The sequence below is a fragment of the Type-D symbiont of Plautia stali genome (assembly GCF_001485335.1).
GTDB lineage: Bacteria > Pseudomonadota > Gammaproteobacteria > Enterobacterales > Enterobacteriaceae > Pantoea > Pantoea vagans_C.
The window spans coordinates 22,085-43,657 of sequence record NZ_BBOC01000026.1 but is presented as its reverse complement, the minus strand read 5'-3'; the positions used below and the strand labels follow the sequence as shown (position 1 = coordinate 43,657).

Below are 21,573 nucleotides of genomic sequence, written 5' to 3'. Positions count from 1 at the left end.
AGATTCAGGGAATGTGTTATGAAAACGTTAGGCGAATTCATCGTCGAGAAGCAACACGACTTTCCTCACGCCACAGGTGAACTGACGGCGCTGATTTCCTCCATCAAGCTTGGGGCTAAGATTATCCACCGCGACATCAACAAAGCGGGTCTGGTGGATATTCTAGGTGCCAGCGGCGTGGAAAACGTGCAGGGTGAACAGCAGATGAAGCTGGACCTGTTCGCGAATGAAAAACTGAAAGCTGCCCTGAAAGCGCGTGGCGTGGTTGCCGGTATCGCTTCTGAAGAAGAAGATGAGTTTGTCATCTTTGAAGGTTCAGAGGACGGTAAATACGTGGTGTTGATGGACCCACTGGATGGTTCTTCAAACATCGACGTTAACGTTTCCGTTGGTACCATTTTCTCTATCTATCACCGCATCAGTGAGCCGGGTACCCCGATCACCGAAGCGGACTTCATGCAGCCGGGCAACAAGCAAGTCGCCGCCGGTTATGTGGTGTACGGCTCTTCCACCATGATGGTTTACACCACCGGTGTGGGCGTGCATGCGTTTACCTACGATCCGTCTCTCGGCGTGTTCTGCCTGAGCCACGAGCGCATGACCTTCCCAGAGAAAGGTTATACCTACTCGATCAACGAAGGTAACTACATTCGCTTCCCACAGGGCGTGAAGAAATACCTGAAATTCTGTCAGGAAGAAGATGTAGCGACCAAGCGCCCGTACACGTCGCGCTACATCGGTTCACTGGTGGCAGACTTCCACCGTAACCTGCTGAAAGGCGGCATCTATCTCTATCCAAGCACCGCCAGCCACCCGAAAGGCAAGCTGCGTCTGCTGTATGAGTGCAACCCAATGGCGTTCCTGGCGGAACAGGCCGGCGGTAAAGCCAGTGACGGTGAGCATCGTATCCTCGACATTCAGCCTGAAACGCTGCACCAGCGTTGCCCGTTCTTCTGCGGCAACGATGCGATGGTCGATGACGTTGAGCGCTTCATCCGTGAATTCCCGGACAGCCACGCGTAAGTTGTTTTGATGTGAAAAAGCCCGCTCAATGTAGCGGGCTTTTTGTTGACTCATTTCATCTTTCGTCTTTTTGCCTGACGGTCAATCAGCTCACCTTGTGGTGAGTAGTATCGGCTTGGCCATATCTCATTCGGTGCCACACCAATAGCTTCAGCAATCAGCCACTCACCTTTCGGCCACGATCGCGTTAAGGCATTGGCCAGCGTCGTTGAGCACAAACCCGCCTCGCGGGACACCGCAGCTAATGAAGTCCCTTTCTTTCGTAAGGCGGCAATAATATCGGCCTGATGCCAGTCCTGCTTGCTTTCACCCACGTCACTCTCCTTAGTTATCGTTATAGGTTCACTTAACGATACTACGTTACTCGTAGTATCTGACAAGCAGTAAATCTACGATTCTCGTAGTCATGAAACCAACCTCATCCCTGCAAGACACCTTCTGTAGACGCCTGAAACATGCGCGTCTCGCTAAGAATTTGTCGCAAAAAAGGTTGGGAATTGCAGCAGGGATAGAAGAGTTTTCCGCCAGCGCGCGTATCAATCGCTATGAAGTGGGGGTGCATCAGCCCGATTTGCTGACACTGCAATTACTGGCGAAGGCGCTGGATATCTCTGCCGCCTATTTTCTGGCTGAAGATGACCGATTAGCCGAGATGATCCTGCGCTTTTCTGAAGGTAAGAGTGGCAACGTGCCATAAGCACGTTGCCACCTGATTACGCGGCGACCACGCGGAACTGCGCCATCGACTCCTGCAACTGCTGTGACTGCGCTTCCAGTGACTGGGTGGCGGCGCTGGCTTCTTCCACCAGCGCGGCGTTCTGCTGCGCGGCTTCATCCATCTGCGTCACCGCCTGATTCACCTGCTCAATGCCACGACTCTGCTCTTCTGAGGCAATTGAAATCTCTTTCATCAGTGACGTCACGCGCATCACTTCAGTGGAGATCTCATCCATGGTTTCACCCGCACGCGTAGCCATGTCGCTGCCCTCTTTGACGCGCGTCTGGGATTCACTGATTAGCTCGCGGATCTCTTTCGCGGCGGTGGCACTGCGCCCTGCCAGGGTGCGCACTTCGTTAGCGACCACGGCAAAACCACGCCCCTGCTCCCCGGCTCGTGCCGCTTCAACCGATGCGTTAAGCGCTAGGATATTGGTCTGGAAAGCAATGCCGTCGATAACGCTAAGAATATCGCCGATGCGGTTAGAGCTTTGCGTGATCTCCTGCATCTTCTCCATCACGTAGCCCACCACTTCGGCACCGCGATCCGCGCTGGTTGAGACATTGCTGGCTAGCTGGTTCGCCTGCTGCGCGTTGCTGGCATTGAGACGTACCGTTGCAGTGAGCTGCTCCATGCTGGCCGCCGTCTGCTCCAGCGACGCCGCCGACTCTTCAGTGCGCTGTGACAAATGCACGGTGCCTGCCGCCAGTTCACGGCTGCCCACATCAATCTGCAAGCTGGCTTCACGCACCTGACTGACGGAATCACGCAACGCCAGCTGCATATCGGACAGTGCCTGATTAAGACGGCCAATTTCATTGCTGCCCGCAGCGGGTAACGGCTGTGAAAGATCGCCTGCCGCAATCTGCTCCAGATGCGCAATGGCGCTGTCGAGAGGACGCAGTAACGAGCGGCGTAACAGCTGCCAGGCCAGCACGATTAGCAGCAGCGTCAGCGCCATCACCACGCCAATCATCACTTTCATCTGCACTTCGTTCTCTGCCGCTTGCTGCAAACGCGCAGCGGAGACTTGATCGGCATACTGGCTGAAATCATTCACCGCTTTCGAGTAGTTGGCCGCGAGCTGCGACTGCTTCCCTTCCAGCACCTGATAATACTCATCGGTATACTGCTTTTTCAGAGCATCCATCATCGGCGTGATGCCCTCTTTGTCGTAGATGGCATAAGTGGCGACAACGGCGTCCGCCAAGGTTTTCCCCTGAGCGGTGACCGTGCCCGCATCGACAAAGGCTTTCAGTAAGGCGTGTGAGCTATCCACAGCGGCCTGCGCTTGATTGGTCACTTTCGTGCCGTCGTCCAACAAACCAATTTCGATTTTGCGTACCGCCAACGCCGCATTGGCGCGTGCACGCATCAGTTCAGAGCGGCTTTGATACAACTTGTTCAGCTCAATTCCCTGGATGCGGTTTAACGCGTCCAGTGATTGATTCCCAGCGTTAATGGCATAAATACCCATGGCGCTGACGGCTAACAGCATCACCGTCATGATGGCCAACAACGCAAGCAAAGCGGTACGTATTGATAGTTGTCTGATCATGATCATTCCCGTGTGTATGGAAAAAGGCAGAACTCCACTGGCCCTAAAACGGAGAGATTATCGGCAGTTGATCACAGAAACTTTATCCAGAGTTGATAGTCATTCGGCTGGCAATCCCCTACTCTTCACCATGAATTACGTTTGACCGTAAAAAAATGAAGGGATAAATCGATGAAAAAATGGCTTTTGCTCGCCTGCTTTTGCACCTCGGGAATGGCGCTGGCGCAAACCCATCCGCTGGATAAGCAGCTACAACAGTGTCTGAACAAGGAATCGTCTACCGCGGGCATGTCACAGTGCTACAGCGCGGCCAATAAGTCCTGGGATAAAGAGATGAATGTCCAGTACAACCAGGCAATGAAAAAATTAATCGGTGACGCTAAAGACAAATTACGCACTGCCCAGCGTGCGTGGCTGACATACCGCGACAGCTGGATGGATGCCAGCCGCAGCTATTTCCTGAGCAGCCAGGGCAGCATGGCGGCTCTCTCCGTGGGTGCGCAAGGGGTCAACCTGGTGCGTAATCAGGCATTAATGTTGCAATCAATCAACAAAGGCAGTTGCGCCAATCCCGATGATTGTTGATAAATGGGGGCGTTAAAAAAACGTCAGCGCGGGCACTGATCCGCGCACCCATCCATCTACAGGGAGAAATCATGGCTGCTTATGCCTCTACCATCATTCTGGTTTGCCTCGCCGTTCTCAGCTATTTCGTGCACAACAGCGCTGTCACTATCTCGATTCTGATCTTACTCGCCATCAAACTCACGCCGCTGTCGCAGTTCTTTCCGTATGTGGAAAAACAGGGGATTCAGATCGGTATCATTATCCTGACTGTGGCGGTCATGGCACCGCTGGCCAGCGGCACTTTGCCGGCTTCGTCACTGCTAAAGTCCTTTGCTAACTGGCAATCGATTGTGGCGATTATTGTCGGGGTGTTTGTCGCCTGGCTGGGCGGTCGTGGCGTCAGTTTTATGAGTGTGCAGCCATCGGTGATTGGTGGATTGTTGATCGGCACGGTAATTGGCGTGGCGTTTTTCCGTGGTGTCCCGGTCGGACCACTGATTGCTGCGGGGATTGTCTCGCTGTTTGTCACCGCTAAGTAGGCCGTTGGAGCATTCCTAAACGCCAAAAAGGGGGCATACTTTCAGAGTCAGTTGGCTATAATAGCCGTCACTCAACATACGACCAATGAAGGAAAGCCAGATGAGTTTGAACCAGGTGCCTGCAGGTAAAGAACTGCCAGAAGATATCTATGTCGTTATCGAGATCCCAGCGAACGCCGATCCGATCAAATATGAAGTGGACAAAGAGTCTGGCGCCCTGTTTGTAGACCGTTTCATGTCTACCGCCATGTTCTATCCGTGCAACTACGGTTACATCAACCACACCCTGTCTCTGGATGGTGATCCGGTTGACGTGCTGGTGCCAACCCCGTATCCGCTGGTGCCGGGTTCTGTGATTCGCTGCCGTCCAGTTGGCGTGCTGAAAATGACCGACGAGTCTGGTGAAGATGCCAAACTGGTTGCGGTTCCGCACACCAAGCTGAGCAAAGAATACGATCACATCAAAGATGTGAACGACCTGCCAGAACTGCTGAAAGCGCAAATCACCCACTTCTTCGAGCACTACAAAGACCTGGAAAAAGGCAAATGGGTGAAGGTTGACGGCTGGGACAACGCAGAAGCGGCCAAAGCTGAAATCATCTCTTCTTTCGAGCGCGCTCAGAAGAAATAATCGACTCCTGGTGCGCATTCATGCGCACCCTACAACGTAGGGTGCAAATGCCACAACCGGATGATAAAAAAACACCGTCCATTGGACGGTGTTTTTATTTATGCCTCGGTATCCTCGTCGCGTTTTAGCCAGTCACCACTCGCGATGCGGGTGCGACCAGCTATCGAACGCTGATACACATACAGCCAGGCACTGCCGTGAGGCGTCTGGATAAGTTGGCGTTTGTATTCGCCATTCTTGGTGCGCAAGGCATCAAGTTCGCCGAGCGTGCTGGCATCAATGCGATAAACCTCGCAACAGACCTTGCCCTCACCCTCAACCACGCCCGGATAGTGCCCCAGATTGTAGAGATCAAACCCTTCAATCTGATGGTCGCCGAGCCATTGCGCATTCGTCATCCAATGACTGTTTCCCTGTTTGCGCCGTAAACTGCCGTAGACAATTATTCGCATTGCTAAAACTCAAACTGATAGAGCAAATCCAGTGCCTGATCGAGACCCGACACGGCTTCTAAATAGAGTTTGGGCATCAGGCGATAACGCAAGGTTAAAGTCGCCAGTGAATCAAATATGCCGACACCGTATTTTACTTGTAGACCCGGCAGTACATAACCACTCACCTGCACCTGCTGGCTGTCGCCCACGCCGGTGGTATCAAGGGCAAGGTTACTTACGCCGAATGTCTCGCCGATTTTACCCATAACCTGACCACTTTGTGCAACCCCTAACCCTACAAGTGCTGAAGTTAATGCATTGCTGTCACCGTCACTGCTCAGTCCCTGGCCGCGTAACAGGTAAGAAAGTGCTTCCTGTTGCGACATTGCAGGGTCAGAGAACACCTCCACTTTCGGTTCATCCGCTAAGCCGGTGACACGGATACCGGCCGTGACATCATCTTCGGTTGCCTCTGGATTACGTATCGCCTCTAGATTCACATACGGCTGATCCGGTGGTCCAGCAAACTGCAGCTCCCCTTTGCGCACAATCAAATCCTGTCCATAGGCGTGGAAACGGCCATCCGGAATATTGATTTGCCCGTTCAGGCCCAGGCCGTTTTTATCCTGAACCAGTTTAAGATCGCCGTTCAGTTTGGCTTTCAGGCCAAAAGCAGAGAGACGCACATCGTTGCCGACGTGGATCACCAGGTTGCTGTTGATCGGAATCGCCGCAGTCTTCGGCTGAATCGGTTTCAAATCTTTATCCAGCATCACCTCATCGGAAGAGACACCGGTGGCGCTCTCTGGCACTTCCTGCACCGTGATACGCGCCCAGGGAATATCAACCTTGCCATCAAGATTAAACGCGGCTGGCGTGGCCTCGAATACCAGATCCGGTGATACATCCATACGTACCATCGGCGGCACCGTTACGCGGATACGGCTGCCCTGGGCTGTCACACGGGCACGCCAGTTATCCAGTTGGCTCCAGTCGGCATTACCGCCCAGGTTCAGGTTGCCCTGCGTGGTTTGCAACAGGCCGTTGAGCGTGGAGCTCATGCCGTTAAACACCATATTCAGGTTGGCGGAGGTGAGCGAAACCGGCATAAAGCTGGCCTGCACATTCACATCGCTCAATCCCAACTGGCCAAACACCTGCGGCTGCTGCAACGAACCGCCCAGACGCAGATTGCTGTTGAGATTGCCTTTGATCTTCTCACCCTGCATCAACGCCGGGTTGAACATCGCCAGTGACAGATTGCTGATGCCCACGTTCCCTGACAGCAATCGGCGGTTTTGCGGATCGGCAATTTGCACGTTACCGCTCAACTGACCGTTGTTAACGATGTGGATCAGCCAGTCGAGTTGTGCCCGTCCATTACGCATCGCCGCATTGAGGTTGAGCGTATCGAAAGCAATTGGCAGCGTGTTGCCCTGCACATCCTGCTCCACTTTCACCCCGTTGCCTTTGAGCGATACGGTGCCAGTAGGCAGCGCGCCATCGGCGGTCCAGTTCACCCGCGCATCACCGCTGAATACGCCGTTAAGCTTGGTGGCATCGGTGAGGAAGGGTTTGATCATCGCCAAATCGAAGCGATTGAGTACCACATGGGCATGACCGCTTGGCCCTGCTTCAATCGGTTCTGGGACGCAGACTTGTGCATTCGGGTTCTGCCAACAGTGAGGCCCGATAGTCGCAGTCTGCTTGCTGTTGAGATAATCAATCGCCATGGCGCGCGTCAGACGCCATTCACCCACCGGCGTGTCAAAATGGGTATTGTTGAGATTGCCCTGCCAGCGTTGGGTTTGACGATCAAAGCTGCCGTTCAGTGCCAACTGACCAGAAACCGGCTCGCCTTGTACGTTCAGCTTCAGCTGATGCTGTTTCTCGTTGCCGTCGGCATTCAGCGTCAGCAGGTTGATCTTCAGCGCATCCTGTTGCAGTTGCTCGACGCGCAGTTGCAGCTTACCGGCAATCTGCTCGCTGGATTTCACATCACCTTGCAGCGCCACGCGTTGAATATGCAACTGCTGCCAGCGTAAGCCGGTTGCCGTCAGGTCCGCCAGTAATTGCGGCGCCTTCAAGGTTCCTCGCGCTTTTACTGTGCCTTTCGCCACCCCACCGAGACCTGGCAGCGCGTTGTCCAACTGCGGCGCATCAATGTTGGCATCCAGATTGAGTGCATCGCCCAGTTCACCCTTCACATCCAGATGGTTGCGGCCCAGCGCAATGTTGATACCGGGGATTTTCCACTGGTTGTAGCTGTTGCCAGTGAGCGAACCTTTCGCGCTGACCAGGTTCTGCTTCACGTTGCCCTTCAGCTCCAGCTGCGGCACGCTGAGCTGCCAGCTACCGCCATACAGGCTGCCACGCGTGGCAATTTTGCCGTCGAGTTTGGCAGGCCAGTCTGGATACTGTTTGGCAGTGTTGATACCCGACAGCGTCAGTTCACTGCGCCAGCTGATGGCTTTGCTCCAGTCCACCAGCGCCGTCAAATCCACGTTGCCCTGTAGCGCCGCGATACGCAGCTTATCAAGATTGAACTGCTGCACATTGCCTTTACCGTCCAGCGCCAGAGTGGCAGGCGGCACGCCTTCACCCTTCACGGCGGTGCGCAGCGACATCACATAGTCAGTGGCTTTGCCTCTGAACTGATAATCGAGGTTATCGGCCTGATACTGCACCGGGCCAGTCAACGGCCAGCGCAGTTGCGGACTGGTGAGTTTGAGTGACAGCGGTAACCCGGCGACCGCCGGTTGTGCAGCGGCATCCAGCTGTGCCTGCACCGGTCCGGAGAGATTCAGCCCCAGCTTGAGTTCTTCACGCATCGCCCCGCTGAGGTTCATTTTGATCTTCTCACCCTTGATAGGGTCAAGATTCAGGGAACCATTGAGAGTGAAGTTCACTGGCCAGTTATCGGCCAGCTGCGCGTCACCGCTGGCGTTAACCTGCCCTTGCGGTGAATCGACGTCAAAGGTTTCCAGTTGCAGATGGCGATCGGCGGTTTTGGCTTTCAGCAACAGACGCGTGATGGAGACATCAGTGTCACCGGTCAGGCGCAACTGCTCGCCAAGCAGTTCCTGTACGGTGATATCCAACGGCAGTTGGAAATCTGGCAATTCTGGCAGCAGCGGTTTGGCAAACATCTCTTGCAGGGTTTCACCCAGCGGCTTTTCATCTGGCTGCGGCTGCTGCACTTTTGGCTGCACCACTTGCTCATCGACCACTTTCGCCGCTTTCGGCAGCGCAATCAGCAGGCTTTGAATATGCGTTGGCGTTAACGTCAGCGCACGGCCCTGCCAGTTAAGGCCGGTGGTGAAATCCAACAGCGAGATCGCCGTATCATCCACTTTGACGTTGATGTTATGCAGGCCAACTTTGCTCAGGGTGATCGGATATGGCGTACTCAGGTTGGTGCTGCCGCTCTCTTCTTGCGGAGGCGGAGCCGCGGGCGGGGCCATTTTCTTGCTATCGACCACCACGCTGACGTCCTGCAAGCCAATGTCGTTGACACAGACTGAGGAGTGCAGCAGGCAATTGAGATTCAGCGCCAGGTGGAAGCGCCCCGCGTCGACACTCACGCCTGGCATCTCATATTTCACGCCGCTCAGCGTGAGATCACGCCAGCCGCCTTCGACTTTGTTAATCGATAAACCCGGCACCCAACGATCGGCGCCTTTGAGTAACAGATGCAATCCCGGCGTGGTGCCAATCAGAAACGCCACGCTGCCAAACAGCACCACCAGAAAAATACCGAATCCAATCAGGACCTTTTTCCACAGCTTCATAGTTCAGGCCCCAGTCCTACATAGAATTGCAAACCGTGTTCCTTGTCATCGCCAATTGGACGTGCGATATCGAATTTGATCGGCCCCACAGGAGAAGCCCAGCGCACGCCGACACCCGCGCCGGTTTTGAAATCACTCTGTTTGATGTCATTCACCGCTTCACCGGAATCGACAAACACCGCGCCCCACCATTTGCCGGTCACGTTGTATTGATACTCCAGCGAGCCGGTGGCCATTTTGGAGGCCCCGGTCAATTTGCCGTCGCTGTCACGCGGCGAGACATCTTTGTATTTGTAGCCGCGAATACTGCGATCGCCACCGGCGAAGAAGCGCAGATCCGGCGGGACTTTGTCGAAGTCGTTGGTTTCGATCCAGCCGAGATTGCCACGTACCACAAAGCGGTTTTTCTCGCCCAGCATGCGGATCCAGACGTTTTGCGCCTGCAGGATCAGGAAGTCAACATCCGAACCCCAGGTGGTATCAGAGACATCCACCGAGTAACGCTGCGAGTCGCCCCAGGTGGGCATCAGGCCACCGCGCGAACGCGTGCGGCTCAAACTCACGCCCGGATAGAGCAGCATCGTGGTGTTGGTGACGCTACCTTGGGTAAAGTGGTCGAGACTCCATTTCAGATTAACCGCGCGCTGCCAGCCGGAGCTGCTGTCCCAGTTGCGGGAGACGCCCAGCGTGGTGGTATCGGCTTTGGTATCGTTGAGATCGGTGCGCTTCAGGCCGCCGGAGAAGGTGTAGTACTGTTCCAGCGGGCTTTTTAACAGCGGCACTTTATAGCTGAGGTCCAACTGCTGTTCGGGAGCAGAAATATAGGAGCTGGCGGTCAGGCTGTGGCCACTGCTGTTGATCCACGGCTTTTTCCAGGTGCCTTTCAAACGTGGCCCGACGTCGGTGGAATAGCCCACACCGGCTTCAATGGTGTTTTCCACGCGCGGCGAGACGGCTGCATTGAGCGGCAGCACTTTGGTCTGGCGACCTTTATCAAATTCCGGGGCCACCACCACCGAGTTAAACCAGCCCGTGGCGGATAAACGACGGTTCAGCTCCGCTAAATCACGCGAGCTATAGGGATCGCCTTTTTTAAACGGCACCAGATTACGCAGATAGGCTTCGTTGATTTGCGAGCCCTGGAAGCTGACATCGCCAAAACGGTAGCGTGGACCGCTGTCGTAATCGATGTCCCAGAAAGCTTCGCGTCTTTCGACCGAAACGCCAAGCTGGCTTTGCTTAAAGTCACCGTCGAAGTAACCATTACGCAGTGCCAGGCTGGAGAAGCCGTTTTTAAATTTATCGTATTCGCCGTGATTCAGTTGGGTGCCGACTTTCGGCGTGCCCTGTTTCACCCAGGCTTTGTAATCATCATCATTTTTAGCTGCGCCTTCGACCACGATGTGGCTGCCGCCGATCTTCACTGGCTCACCCGGTTTCACATGGGCAATCAACACCGGTCTGCCACCCTGCGGCGGAGCAGGACGGGACTCAAAATCGATCTCGGGTTCGTAGTAACCCAGCGCACGCAAGCCTTCTTTGATCGCCTGCGAAACACGCGCCTGGAAACGCCCGTCGCTCGACACCTCGTCCGTACCAATGGTGGACAAGCGCGCCCTGACGTTCTTTTGTAAATCCCCGGTTAAGCCTTCAAGCTGCAAGCGCACTTTCGCTGCCTCAACGGCAGGCGCAGCAAGCAACAGGCTGGCCAGACAATAAATATGCAATCGTGGCACGTTTACTCCTGTTAATAATGCCTGCCCCTAATTCCGCAGGGGCGTTAATGCTCATAGGAGGCTATCACCACCACTCGCTTACCCATCAGCATAGCCGCTCTTTTCGGCGCATAGCTGAGGAAAAATGGTCACTAAGCCAAATCATTTCCTATTGTCGGTAAATGGCGGGGCCGATACAACAACGAAGCCGCAGTTCTGTGCCTGACAGCGGTGCACTCGGATTAATCCTGGCCTTCGATGCGCGCCTCTGGCGGCATGATAAGCGCTGCTGCTATAATCAGCACCCAGCAGGCATGACCTGCTTTCCTTTCTGCCCCGACGCTAACGTTCCTTGTCGAAATGGCGCAGACATTTTTGGCACGGATAGCCCTGTATCACGGGTGAGTACTGGATGTACGCCCGCGCTGCCCAGGCCAAAAATGACAAGTGATTAACCCAACGGATCTTTTATGCTCGATAGCTTACTTGTCATTCTTTTACTGATTGTGATCAGCTCATTCTTTTCTCTTTCAGAGATTTCGCTGGCGGCTGCCCGTAAAATCAAACTTAAACTACTGGCCGATGAAGGCAACATTAACGCCCAGCGCGTGCTGAAAATGCAGGAACAACCTGGCATGTTCTTCACCGTGGTGCAGATTGGCCTGAACGCGGTGGCGATCCTTGGCGGTATTGTCGGTGATGCCGCGTTCTCACCCGCCTTCAGCAGCCTGTTTAGCCGTTTCATGTCTCCCGAACTGGCCGATCAGTTGAGCTTTATCTGCTCGTTCACCGTTGTCACCAGCCTGTTCATCCTGTTCGCAGATTTAACACCTAAACGCGTGGGGATGATTGCGCCGGAAGCGGTGGCATTGCGCATCATCAATCCAATGCGCTTCTGCTTGCTGATCATGCGCCCGCTAGTGTGGCTGTTTAACGGTCTGGCGAACGTGTTCTTCCGCATCTTCAAATTACCGATGGTGCGCAAAGACGACATCACCTCGGATGATATCTATGCGGTGGTGGAAGCGGGCGCACTGGCGGGGGTACTGCGTAAGCAGGAGCACGAACTGATCGAGAACGTGTTTGAGCTGGAATCGCGCACCGTGCCCTCTTCTATGACATCCCGCGAGAACATCGTCTGGTTTGATCTGCATGAAGATGAAAACAGCCTGAAAACCAAAATCGCTGAACATCCGCACTCTAAATTCCTGGTGTGTGACGGCGACATCGATCACATCGTCGGTTATGTGGATTCCAAAGAGCTGCTGCTGCGTGTGCTGGGTAACCAGAGTATGACGCTCAGCAGCGGCGTGCAGATCCGCTCCGCGTTGATTGTGCCGGACACACTGACCCTCTCCGAAGCGCTGGAAAGTTTTAAAACCGCCGGTGAAGACTTCGCGGTGATCATGAACGAATACGCGTTGGTGGTAGGTATCATCACCCTGAACGATGTGATGACCACCTTAATGGGCGATTTGGTGGGCCAGGGTCAGGAAGAGCAGATTGTCGCGCGTGATGAAAATTCATGGCTGGTCGAAGGCGGCACACCAATTGATGACGTGATGCGCGTGCTGGATATTGATGATTTCCCGCAGTCCGGTAACTATGAAACCATCGGCGGCTTTATGATGTATATGCTGCGCAAAATCCCGAAACGCACCGATTTCGTGAAGTTCTCAGGCTATAAGTTTGAAGTGGTGGATATCGACAGTTACCGCATCGACCAGCTGCTGGTCACGCGTATTGACGACCGACCGCCAGTGCTGAATGTCACTAAGAGTGCGACGGATGAGCTTGAGTCACCGTAGGGTGATGGGCTGAAAAAAACAAGGCGCGATAAATCGCGCCGCTACAGGGCGCCTGACTTCATGGCGCCCTTTCTTTTTGGTGCTTAGTTGTACTCAGCTTGCAGTCGCAACACCTGGCGATTGATTTCTGACATCACGCTGAGATGCTGCTTATCTTTGACGCGTGGCAACATTACCTTGCCTTTATCAAACTCAAACGCGCCAACATCCTTGATGTACAACCTTCCTTTAAATAGCGTCTTTACATATTTCGCAATTTGCAGCGGATTATAGCGCTGGAAGATTTTCATGCTGTCTAACTCCTGAACAGATGGAATACGCTTCGCCGTTGCCAAATTCGGTACGAGCCCATGAAGCGCAAATGAGGCATAACTATAGAACACCCTGCGTTACGTATGTTCCGAAAAAGTGAATTTTTTACTGAATTGACACATCATTACAGAACACTCTGTTATGCCGCTCACAAAACACAGTATAAACCTTCACTCATTAAGGAATTGTGGCGTGGGTTGCAAAGCTGTTAACTCATCGCGACAGGCGCATCATCCACGCCTAATATTGCAGAAACATGAATAACTGGTCGGATCACTAAGGAGCATCAACATGCGTTTGGCACATTCTTTAATAGCACTGGCACTGTTGTTACCGGGGCTCGTCTCAGCCCACGCGTTGAAGCTGGGCGACCGCGTCCCGCCGGTTGGCGTGAGTGACAGAGGTGAGCTGCTTTATCAACAAGATAAGTTTAGCTACCAGCCGTGGAATAGCGCGCAGCTGAGTGGAAAAGTGCGAGTCATCTTACATATTGCCGGGCGCTCGTCGGCTAAAGAGCAGAATGCCGCGTTGATTGAAGCGATTAAAGCCGCGAAATTCCCGCACGATCGTTATCAGACCACCACCATCGTCAATACCGACGATGCCATTCCCGGTACCGGCATGTTTGTGCGCAGCAGCATTGAGAGCAATAAGCAGCAATATCCGTGGTCGCAGTTTATCGTCGACAGCAATGGCAACGTACGTAAAGTCTGGCAGTTGGAGAAAGGCGGCTCTGCCATTGTGGTGTTGGATAAAACCGGCCATGTGCGTTACGCCAAAGAGGGCGCATTGACGCAGGATGAAGTGCAGCAGGCGATGACGTTGATCCGTGAGTTGTTGCAATAAAAACAAAGGTCGCCCTAAATGGCGACCCTACAAGGTTTACGTAAGGTGCGCATTCATGCGCACCAGGAATTAAAACAGCGAAACGCGAAAACCCGGGTTCAGGAAAGACTCACGCGGTGCATAGTCCAGCGTTTTACCCTGCCAGTCATGCACGTGTGCCCCAGCAGCAATCGCCACCGCGTGGCCCGCGCCGGTATCCCAGATGTTAGTCGGCCCAAAGCGCGGATAAAGCTGCGCTTTCCCCTCAGCCACCAGGCAAAACTTCAGCGATGAACCAATCGCCGTGGTTTGATGCTCGCCTAGCTGCGTCAGATACTCTTTCAGCTCTTCATCTTTATCAAAGTGCGAACGGCTCACCACCACCAGTAATGGACGCGCTTCACGTACCTGAATCTGCGTTTTATGACCGCCCTCTTCTTTCCAGGCTTTACCTTCCGCAGCGAAGTACATGACGCCCAGAGCCGGCGCGTAGACCACGCCCAGCACCGGCTTGCCGTTGTCGATCAGGGCAATGTTGACGGTAAATTCACCATTACGCTTAATAAACTCTTTGGTTCCATCCAGCGGATCGACCAACCAATACTTTTGCCAGTGCTGACGCTCCGCCCAGACTGGCGGATCTTCTTCTGACAGCACCGGGATCTCGGGTGACAGCCGGGCAAGCCCATCAATAATCACTTTATGTGCCGCGAGATCGGCGGCGGTGACGGGGGAATCATCCGATTTGCGTGTGACATCCATCGGCTGTGCACCATCGTACACCTGCATAATTGCATCGCCCGCTTCACGCGCCAGCTGGCAAATTTTATCTAACATTTTCCACCTCTTATCCGCTGATTCTGCCTGTCAGACATTTACAGCCCACCTCTACACAGTTTAGCAGTTGTGCCTCAACCCTCGGCGGCTGTACTGTCGGCTACGGCAATCTATATGATTATCAATACCATAGTTCACTGACCGCGGCTATGGCGCGATGCTGAATAGGTTTATGGCTGAGCCGCACGGCGGAAACTGTGCAAAAGTCCGGGTTACATCACAAATTGAAATGATAATTCGTCATTGTTTTACATTATTTTGAGAGGCCTATTCATAAAACAAGGAGCAAGCCATGTTCAAAGCGAGCATGTCGTTACTGGCGCTGTGTGTTACAGCGGCCACGGTACAGGCCGCTACCGTAGATCTGCGCATTCTGGAAACCACCGATCTGCACAGTAATATGATGGATTTCGACTACTACAAAGACACACCGACCGAGAAGTTTGGCCTGGTGCGCACCGCAACCTTGATTCAACAAGCGCGGGCGGAAGCGAAAAACAGCGTGCTGGTTGATAACGGAGACATCATTCAAGGCAGCCCGCTGGGTGATTACATGGCCGCTAAAGGACTGAAACAAGGCGATGTCCACCCCGTATATAAAGCGATGAACACGCTGGATTACACCGTCGGTAACCTGGGTAATCACGAATTTAACTATGGCTTGCCCTATCTGCAAAAAGCGATTGCCGGTGCACGTTTTCCTTACGTTAACGCCAACATTATCGATGAAAAGAGCGGAAAACCGCTGTTTACACCCTATTTAATCAAGGAAACGCAGGTCACAGACCGCAGCGGCCAGGTACATCGGTTAAAAATTGGCTATATCGGCTTCGTACCGCCGCAGATTATGGTGTGGGACCGTAACAATCTGCAGGGAAAAGTCCGTGTTGATGACATTACGGAAACAGCGAAGCGCTATGTGCCGGAAATGCGCGCAAAAGGTGCTGAAATAATCATCGCTATACCGCACTCCGGTTTAAGCAGTGAACCCTATCACGCCATGGCAGAAAATTCGGTCTACTACCTCAGCCAGGTGCCGGGCATTAACGCCATTATGTTTGGTCATGCGCATGCGGTGTTCCCCAGCAAAGAGTTCGCCGCCATTAAAGGCGCTGATATTGCGCAGGGCACCCTCAACGGTATTCCATCAGTGATGCCAGGCATGTGGGGCGATCATCTCGGTGTGGTCGATTTGGTGCTGAACAACGAGGGAGGAAAATGGCAGGTCACGCAGGGTAAAGCGGAGGCGCGTCCGATTTACGATCCGGTCGCGAAGAAATCACTGGCGACGGAAGATGCCGACCTGGTGAAGGTGCTGGAACAAGATCACCGTGCCACGCGTGAATTTGTGGCCAAGCCCATCGGGAAATCCGCCGACGTGATGTACAGCTATCTGTCGCTGGTGCAGGACGACCCCACGGTACAGATCGTGAACAATGCGCAGCGTGCCTATGTTGAGCACTTTATTCAGGGCGATCCCGATTTAGGCCGCCTACCGGTGCTGTCTGCTGCTGCTCCGTTTAAAGCCGGCGGTCGCAAGAACGATCCAGCCAGCTATACCGAGGTGGAGAAAGGTGAACTCACCTTCCGTAATGCCGCCGACCTTTATCTCTACCCCAACACCCTGGTGGTGATGAAAGTCAGCGGTGCGCAAGTGAGAGAGTGGCTGGAGTGTTCAGCCGCGCAGTTTAATCAGATTGACCCGCACAGCAGCAAGCCGCAGTCGCTGATTAACTGGGATTTTCGCACCTACAACTTTGATGTGATTGATGGCGTGGATTATCAAATCGATGTGACGCAACCGGCGCGCTATGACGGGGAATGCACGTTGATCAACAAACAGGCTTCACGTATCAAGGATCTGACATGGCAGGGCAAGCCTATCGACCCGAATGCCACTTTCCTCGTTGCTACCAACAACTATCGGGCTTATGGCGGTAAGTTTGCCGGAACCGGTGATAAGTATGTCGCGTTTGCTTCGCCTGATGAGAACCGTTCCATTGTTGCGGCTTATATCAGTAGCGAAACCAAAGCGCACGGTGAGGTGAAACCGCAGGCCGATCACAACTGGCGTTTAGCGCCCATTCACAGTGACACGCCACTGGATATCCGCTTTGAAACTGCACCGGGCGAAAAAGCCACGCAGTTTATTGAGCAGTATGCTGATTACCCGATGAAAGCGGTGGGCAGTGATGAGATTGGCTTTGCGATCTGGCAGGTGAATTTGCAGAAGAGTGATTAGTTCTGTTTGGGCGGCCATCAGGCCGCCCAAGAGCGCATCAAGGTACGCACCTACAATCACGCTGAAGCAGGGTGAAAAATTACAGAATTTCCAGCAGCTCGACTTCAAAAATCAGGGTGCTGAATGGCGGGATAGAGGCGCCAGCACCACGCTCACCGTAGGCGAGGTTTTGTGGAATCACCAGCTCCCATTTTGAGCCAACTGGCATCAGGGTCAGCGCTTCAATCCAGCCAGCGATAACACCGCTTACCGGGAATTCAGCCGGCTCGCCACGTGCAACTGAGCTGTCGAAAACAGAACCATCAATCAGTTTACCGGTGTAGTGAACGCGTACACGGTCCTGACGCGAAGGGATTGGGCCATCACCTTGGGTGATCACGCTGAACTGCAAACCGGTTTCAGTGCTGCTTACGCCTTCGCGCTGCGCATTCTGCTCAAGGAATTTCTGGCCTTCTGCTGCCATGGCTTCAACACGCTCACGACGCACGCCTTCAGCACGCTCATGGACTTCGCGCAGCGCACGATGTACCACGTCAACAGGCACAGCCGGTGAGTTCCCTTCCAGCGCGTCGCGCAGGCCCGCGAGCAGTGCTTCCGGCTGCAAACCTTGCAGTCCAGATTCCTGCAACTGCTGGCCTACCTGTAAACCGATACCGTAACTTGCCTGTGATTCGACGCTGTCAAATGAAGGGGTGGTCATTTTGATTCCTTAATCCCGAATAAATTAGAAACGGCAGCATAACAGCGCGGGCGGCTGGCGTAAAATCTGCTGCGGCAGAGATGACATTTCTCAGCGAAAGAGAAACAATACACAGGTCAAATTTTTCAATGCTGGCAGGCACTTCGCGCCCGCATTGCCCATACTATAGCTGTGACAAGGTTTTTGCTGTACAGCGCTAAGAAAGAGAGAATACATGGGCCAGATCGCCCCACGACGTCGCAGGACGCGCGCACCGCGTGCTTTTACTTTACCGAGGTTGCAACGTTGGCTGCCGCAAATTAAGCGCAAGGCCGCCAGCGAGGAGGATTCACGAATGGCTTCTGATACCCCTTCCCGCGTTCCCGCCGTGCTGCTGCGCGTCTGGCATCTGCTGGATAATGTGCGTTGGATGGACCCGCTCCCGGCCTTCCATCGTCGCGGCATTGTTATCGCCCTGCTGATACTGTTACTGGCGTTTCTCTGGCCGAGCAGCACGCCACAATATCCGATTGAACACCCCGCCGATAACAGCAGCAAAGAGGTGCCGCTGCAGGCCGAGATTTATGACAACAAACAGCTGCAGAATGCCACGCCAAAAGCCGACTCCCAAGGCGAATGGCACAGTTATACCGTGACATCTGGTCAGACGCTGGCTCAACTATTCCGGGACAACAATTTACCGGTGAATGATGTGTTCGCGATGGCTCGCGTAGAGGGTAACGATCAGCCGCTCAGCGCGCTGAAAAATGGCCAGCAGGTGAAGATTCGTCAGAATGCACAAGGTGTGGTGACGGGATTGACGGTAGATAGCAGCAACGGTCCGGTGTTATTTACTCGCCAGCCGGACGGCAGTTTTATTCGCGCCCAGTAAACCGCAGAAACAAAAACGCCGGCGGAAGCCGGCGTTTTCGCATAACCAGTTACCAAGTAATAATTACTCAGCCACTACATTCACAACCAGTTTAGCGAACACTTCGCTATGAACCTGGAAGTCAATTTCGTGCTCACCGGTAGAACGCAGAACGCCGTTTGGCAGACGCACTTCGCTCTTAGACACTTCAACGCCAGCTGCAGTTACAGCGTCAGCGATGTCGCGGGTACCGATAGAACCGAACAGTTTACCTTCGTCGCCTGATTTAGACGCGATGGTAACGGTGCCCAGTGCATTGATTTTCTCTGCACGTGCGTTAGCAGCAGCCAGAACGTCAGCCAGTTTGGCTTCCAGTTCAGCGCGACGCGCTTCGAAGAACTCAACGTTTTTCTTGGTAGCAGGAACAGCTTTACCCTGTGGAACCAGGAAGTTACGAGCGTAGCCCGCTTTAACGTTAACCTGATCACCCAGGCTGCCCAGGTTTGCTACTTTATCAAGCAGAATAACTTGCATTACCTTATCCTCTTAAAGTCGTTAATGGACAACTACCAATTACTGATGACGATCAGTGTATGGCAGCAGGGACAGGTAGCGAGCGCGCTTGATGCAACGAGCGAGCTGACGCTGGTATTTTGCACGAGTACCGGTGATACGGCTCGGGACAATTTTACCGCTTTCGGTAATGTAGTTTTTCAGTGTAGCGATATCTTTGTAATCAATCTCTACAACGCCTTCCGCGGTGAAACGGCAGAATTTGCGACGACGGAAATAACGTGCCATTTGGCTAGTCTCCAGAATCTATCAATTCAATCTGCTCGGCATGTAACACGACTCTACTTTGACCATTGCGTGCCTGATGGCAGCTAATGAAACCTTCGAGAACGAGTTGCGTACCGACCGTTATATGTTGAGTAATCACCTGATGGGTGCTGCCGCTGATAATCACCGGCATCTGACACCAGGCTTGCCGGTGAAAACCGGCTTCCTCCTGCACAGAACGGTGCTCAAGCACGAACTGGCAGTGAGGAATCCCTGACGGACTGATTTTTCGAACTGGCGTCTTGCACACAGTGCCTGACAGGCGCAGTCGATTTGCCGTCATGTCGGATTACTCTTCAGAATCCCCAGCATCTGAGTCATCTGATGATTCGTTAGCGAAGTCTTCGCGACGGTCACGACGCTCATCTTTCGCTTTAACCATCGGAGATGCTTCAGTTACCGCGTGCTTAACGCGCATAACCATGCTGCGGATAACGGCGTCGTTGAAGCGGAAGTTAGTTTCCAGCTCGTCAATCACTTCCTGCGGAGCTTCTACGTTCAGCAGAACATAGTGTGCTTTGTGCAGTTTGTTGATTGGGTAAGCCAGCTGACGGCGGCCCCAGTCTTCCAGACGGTGAATCGTGCCCTGTGCACCGGTGATAGCACCAGTGTAACGCTCGATCATACCTGGAACCTGTTCGCTCTGGTCAGGATGGACCATAAATACGATTTCGTAATGACGCATCGATAGCTCCTTACGGATTATTCAGCCTCCTGTCAGGGTCAGCTGCGGCCCACGGAAGCAAGGAACGTTATAGGTTGTGAATCATTTAAAATGAAACACACCTCTGAATGCAGCTGAAAAATTGACGCGTAATCATACTGACGTTGCAGGGATAACTCAAGCGCACAATTCATCAAATCGCAGAGTGTGTGCCAGTCGAGGGCACCTTTTGTGCTAAGGATTGTGATTCAGCAGGTTAGCGAGGGATTGTTCAAAATTGCTGATGGTGGCGTTCAATGGGACGATCTGGCATCAATGTGACAAACAACTAAACTATTTACAGGCGCAACGGTTTGGCTTATTCGCGGCGTCTGAGAGTGCAATCCCCGGAGTGAGGAGTCGAATATGAAAACCATCATTTTCGCCACTTTACTGGGTCTCTTCCTGTCTCCACCCGCTTTTGCCAGCTCCGCTGACTATGCGCAGCAGATGAGAAGTAACAGCAGCAATGCGGCTTCAGGCTATGTCTACGTCAACCGGCTGGATACGCCTGGCAGCAACCCGGTCAGTGCGAATACCAGTACAGCAGAACGCCTGTCTTCACAGCTTTAAAATCGGACGACGTAACGGGCTGGCCTCTTGTGCCAGCCCGAGTTGTTTCTACAGATGATGTTTGAAAAAACTCACCAGCGCAGTCAGGGCTGATGGCGTAATTTTGTGGCCGATCTGCTTTTCGGAGAGATAAGTCATTTTCCCATCCAACTGGGCGTCGCGCAGCGCTTTCTCTAGCCTTACCGTCTCGGCGAATGGCACCACTTCATCGGCTTCACCGTGCCACAGCAATAGCGGACGGTGCGCCAGTTTCTCCAGTTGCTGACTGGGATCGTAAGGTGCCAGCGGCGCAAGACGCGCGGCAAAGGTCTCTTTCTGTTCCGGCGTACGGGCCACCAGCGGAGGGAATAGCGTGTGGCTCAGCTGCATAAAGTAACCCGACCCCATCATACAGGCGACGCTGTGGATCTGCGGATAACGTGCCATCGCGCCTAATGCTGTCATCCCCCCCATTGATGCACCTGCAACGGCAAAGCGCTCATCGGCGACCCAATCGTTCTCACGCACTGCCGCTTCCAGTTGCGGCACTTCATCAATGTTCTGTTTGAGGATCTCCCAAAAATGCGTCATGCGCATTTCGGTATCCCCGTTATAGCGCGATCCGTGCATATCCGCATCCGGCATGATGACGCGAAAACCGGCTTGCGCCAGCGCCACCGCGAAGTAGCTGTACACTTCTTTAGATGAGGTAAAGCCGTGATAAAACAGGATGGTAGGTAAACGCGCATGCCGTTGCCCGGCCGGTGACGCGTGAATACACTCAATTCCTGCCAGGTTCTCCGTCGCCAACTCAATCATACCGCCTCCGTTGAGAATGATTATCACCCGTCACAGTGTAAGTGCTGAGCAGCAAAACGCGAGCAACTTCACATTTAATCAGAATAATTTCTGTACTAAACCTTTTGCC

The 21,573-nt window shown here is 53.6% G+C and carries 23 protein-coding genes; 10 read left to right on the top strand and 13 right to left on the bottom strand.

Annotation, left to right across the window (positions count from 1 at the left end; translation table 11 throughout):
* Window positions 1-18 precede the first annotated feature (18 nt).
* Window positions 19-1,023, top strand: coding sequence for a class 1 fructose-bisphosphatase (gene fbp, locus PSSD_RS10480; RefSeq protein WP_039331410.1), 1,005 nt, complete (start codon window positions 19-21; stop codon window positions 1,021-1,023).
* A gap of 50 nt (window positions 1,024-1,073) precedes the next feature.
* Here the strand turns inward: fbp and PSSD_RS10475 are convergent, their stop codons facing one another.
* On the bottom strand, window positions 1,074-1,337 hold the full coding sequence (locus PSSD_RS10475) for a helix-turn-helix domain-containing protein (RefSeq protein ID WP_039331412.1): 264 nt from the start codon (window positions 1,335-1,337) through the stop codon (window positions 1,074-1,076).
* 92 nt (window positions 1,338-1,429) lie between these two features.
* Between PSSD_RS10475 and PSSD_RS10470 the strand changes: the two genes are divergently transcribed.
* Window positions 1,430-1,720 carry a helix-turn-helix domain-containing protein gene (locus tag PSSD_RS10470; RefSeq protein ID WP_039331413.1) on the top strand — a complete coding sequence of 97 codons (291 nt, stop codon included), beginning with the start codon at window positions 1,430-1,432 and terminating at the stop codon, window positions 1,718-1,720.
* Window positions 1,721-1,736: 16 nt separating this feature from the next.
* On the opposite strand, the gene PSSD_RS10465 is transcribed toward PSSD_RS10470, so the two are convergent.
* Complete coding sequence (locus PSSD_RS10465; RefSeq protein WP_058971701.1) at window positions 1,737-3,296, bottom strand: methyl-accepting chemotaxis protein; 1,560 nt, start codon at window positions 3,294-3,296, stop codon at window positions 1,737-1,739.
* Window positions 3,297-3,470: 174 nt separating this feature from the next.
* On the opposite strand from PSSD_RS10465, the gene PSSD_RS10460 reads away from it, so the two are divergent.
* The 3 genes from PSSD_RS10460 to ppa all read left to right on the top strand — a co-directional run bounded on the left by PSSD_RS10460 (window position 3,471) and on the right by ppa (window position 5,036).
* On the top strand, window positions 3,471-3,884 hold the full coding sequence (locus tag PSSD_RS10460) for a lysozyme inhibitor LprI family protein (RefSeq protein ID WP_058971285.1): 414 nt from the start codon (window positions 3,471-3,473) through the stop codon (window positions 3,882-3,884).
* A gap of 71 nt (window positions 3,885-3,955) precedes the next feature.
* The gene (locus PSSD_RS10455; protein WP_038644476.1) at window positions 3,956-4,405 is read left to right on the top strand and encodes a DUF441 domain-containing protein; all 450 of its coding nucleotides are present in this window, start codon (window positions 3,956-3,958) and stop codon (window positions 4,403-4,405) included.
* 100 nt (window positions 4,406-4,505) lie between these two features.
* On the top strand, window positions 4,506-5,036 hold the full coding sequence (ppa, locus tag PSSD_RS10450; RefSeq protein ID WP_039331418.1) for an inorganic diphosphatase: 531 nt from the start codon (window positions 4,506-4,508) through the stop codon (window positions 5,034-5,036).
* Between the two features lie 98 nt (window positions 5,037-5,134).
* On the opposite strand, the gene PSSD_RS10445 is transcribed toward ppa, so the two are convergent.
* The 3 genes from PSSD_RS10445 to tamA are packed head-to-tail and all read right to left on the bottom strand — an operon-like array spanning window position 5,135 to window position 10,997.
* Window positions 5,135-5,488 (bottom strand): gamma-glutamylcyclotransferase family protein, encoded by a 354-nt coding sequence (locus tag PSSD_RS10445; RefSeq protein WP_058971282.1) that lies wholly within the window; start codon window positions 5,486-5,488, stop codon window positions 5,135-5,137.
* A 2-nt stretch (window positions 5,489-5,490) separates the two neighbouring features.
* Window positions 5,491-9,261, bottom strand: coding sequence for an autotransporter assembly complex protein TamB (gene tamB, locus PSSD_RS10440; RefSeq protein WP_058971279.1), 3,771 nt, complete (start codon window positions 9,259-9,261; stop codon window positions 5,491-5,493).
* On the bottom strand, window positions 9,258-10,997 hold the full coding sequence (tamA, locus tag PSSD_RS10435) for an autotransporter assembly complex protein TamA (protein ID WP_038644462.1): 1,740 nt from the start codon (window positions 10,995-10,997) through the stop codon (window positions 9,258-9,260). Before tamA ends, tamB begins: the two co-directional genes overlap by 4 nt.
* A 449-nt stretch (window positions 10,998-11,446) precedes the next feature.
* Here tamA and paeA point away from each other — a divergent pair, with 449 nt between their 5' ends.
* Complete coding sequence (gene paeA / locus PSSD_RS10430; RefSeq protein ID WP_039331425.1) at window positions 11,447-12,784, top strand: polyamine export protein PaeA; 1,338 nt, start codon at window positions 11,447-11,449, stop codon at window positions 12,782-12,784.
* Window positions 12,785-12,867: 83 nt separating this feature from the next.
* Here paeA and PSSD_RS10425 read toward each other — a convergent pair whose 3' ends face one another.
* Window positions 12,868-13,074 carry a DUF1107 domain-containing protein gene (locus PSSD_RS10425; protein ID WP_031280153.1) on the bottom strand — a complete coding sequence of 69 codons (207 nt, stop codon included), beginning with the start codon at window positions 13,072-13,074 and terminating at the stop codon, window positions 12,868-12,870.
* 313 nt (window positions 13,075-13,387) lie between these two features.
* Between PSSD_RS10425 and PSSD_RS10420 the strand changes: the two genes are divergently transcribed.
* Complete coding sequence (locus PSSD_RS10420) at window positions 13,388-13,942, top strand: YtfJ family protein (RefSeq protein WP_039331428.1); 555 nt, start codon at window positions 13,388-13,390, stop codon at window positions 13,940-13,942.
* A gap of 69 nt (window positions 13,943-14,011) precedes the next feature.
* Here PSSD_RS10420 and cysQ read toward each other — a convergent pair whose 3' ends face one another.
* Window positions 14,012-14,758, bottom strand: a complete 747-nt coding sequence (gene cysQ / locus PSSD_RS10415) for a 3'(2'),5'-bisphosphate nucleotidase CysQ (protein ID WP_039331431.1) — start codon at window positions 14,756-14,758, stop codon at window positions 14,012-14,014.
* A 292-nt stretch (window positions 14,759-15,050) separates the two neighbouring features.
* On the opposite strand from cysQ, the gene PSSD_RS10410 reads away from it, so the two are divergent.
* Window positions 15,051-17,000 (top strand): bifunctional 2',3'-cyclic-nucleotide 2'-phosphodiesterase/3'-nucleotidase, encoded by a 1,950-nt coding sequence (locus PSSD_RS10410; RefSeq protein WP_058971276.1) that lies wholly within the window; start codon window positions 15,051-15,053, stop codon window positions 16,998-17,000.
* Window positions 17,001-17,079: 79 nt separating this feature from the next.
* Here the strand turns inward: PSSD_RS10410 and bamJ are convergent, their stop codons facing one another.
* Window positions 17,080-17,700, bottom strand: coding sequence for a BamJ family beta-barrel-assembly machinery protein (gene bamJ, locus PSSD_RS10405; RefSeq protein WP_039331436.1), 621 nt, complete (start codon window positions 17,698-17,700; stop codon window positions 17,080-17,082).
* Window positions 17,701-17,914: 214 nt separating this feature from the next.
* Between bamJ and PSSD_RS10400 the strand changes: the two genes are divergently transcribed.
* Window positions 17,915-18,571, top strand: a complete 657-nt coding sequence (locus PSSD_RS10400; protein ID WP_153011430.1) for a LysM-like peptidoglycan-binding domain-containing protein — start codon at window positions 17,915-17,917, stop codon at window positions 18,569-18,571.
* Window positions 18,572-18,634: 63 nt separating this feature from the next.
* On the opposite strand, the gene rplI is transcribed toward PSSD_RS10400, so the two are convergent.
* The 4 genes from rplI to rpsF are packed head-to-tail and all read right to left on the bottom strand — an operon-like array spanning window position 18,635 to window position 20,075.
* Entirely contained in the window at window positions 18,635-19,084 is a 450-nt protein-coding gene (rplI, locus tag PSSD_RS10395) for a 50S ribosomal protein L9 (RefSeq protein WP_039331442.1), read from the bottom strand.
* Window positions 19,085-19,123: 39 nt separating this feature from the next.
* Window positions 19,124-19,351, bottom strand: coding sequence for a 30S ribosomal protein S18 (gene rpsR / locus PSSD_RS10390; protein WP_002210155.1), 228 nt, complete (start codon window positions 19,349-19,351; stop codon window positions 19,124-19,126).
* Between the two features lie 4 nt (window positions 19,352-19,355).
* Window positions 19,356-19,673, bottom strand: a complete 318-nt coding sequence (priB, locus tag PSSD_RS26545; RefSeq protein ID WP_071885715.1) for a primosomal replication protein N — start codon at window positions 19,671-19,673, stop codon at window positions 19,356-19,358.
* 6 nt (window positions 19,674-19,679) lie between these two features.
* Entirely contained in the window at window positions 19,680-20,075 is a 396-nt protein-coding gene (rpsF, locus tag PSSD_RS10380) for a 30S ribosomal protein S6 (protein ID WP_034829324.1), read from the bottom strand.
* Between the two features lie 384 nt (window positions 20,076-20,459).
* Here rpsF and PSSD_RS10375 point away from each other — a divergent pair, with 384 nt between their 5' ends.
* A complete protein-coding gene (locus tag PSSD_RS10375; RefSeq protein ID WP_058971271.1) occupies window positions 20,460-20,666 on the top strand; it encodes a hypothetical protein in 207 nt (68 codons plus the stop codon).
* A gap of 48 nt (window positions 20,667-20,714) precedes the next feature.
* Here the strand turns inward: PSSD_RS10375 and yjfP are convergent, their stop codons facing one another.
* Window positions 20,715-21,464 (bottom strand): esterase, encoded by a 750-nt coding sequence (gene yjfP, locus PSSD_RS10370; protein WP_058971268.1) that lies wholly within the window; start codon window positions 21,462-21,464, stop codon window positions 20,715-20,717.
* Window positions 21,465-21,573: the final 109 nt, after the last annotated feature.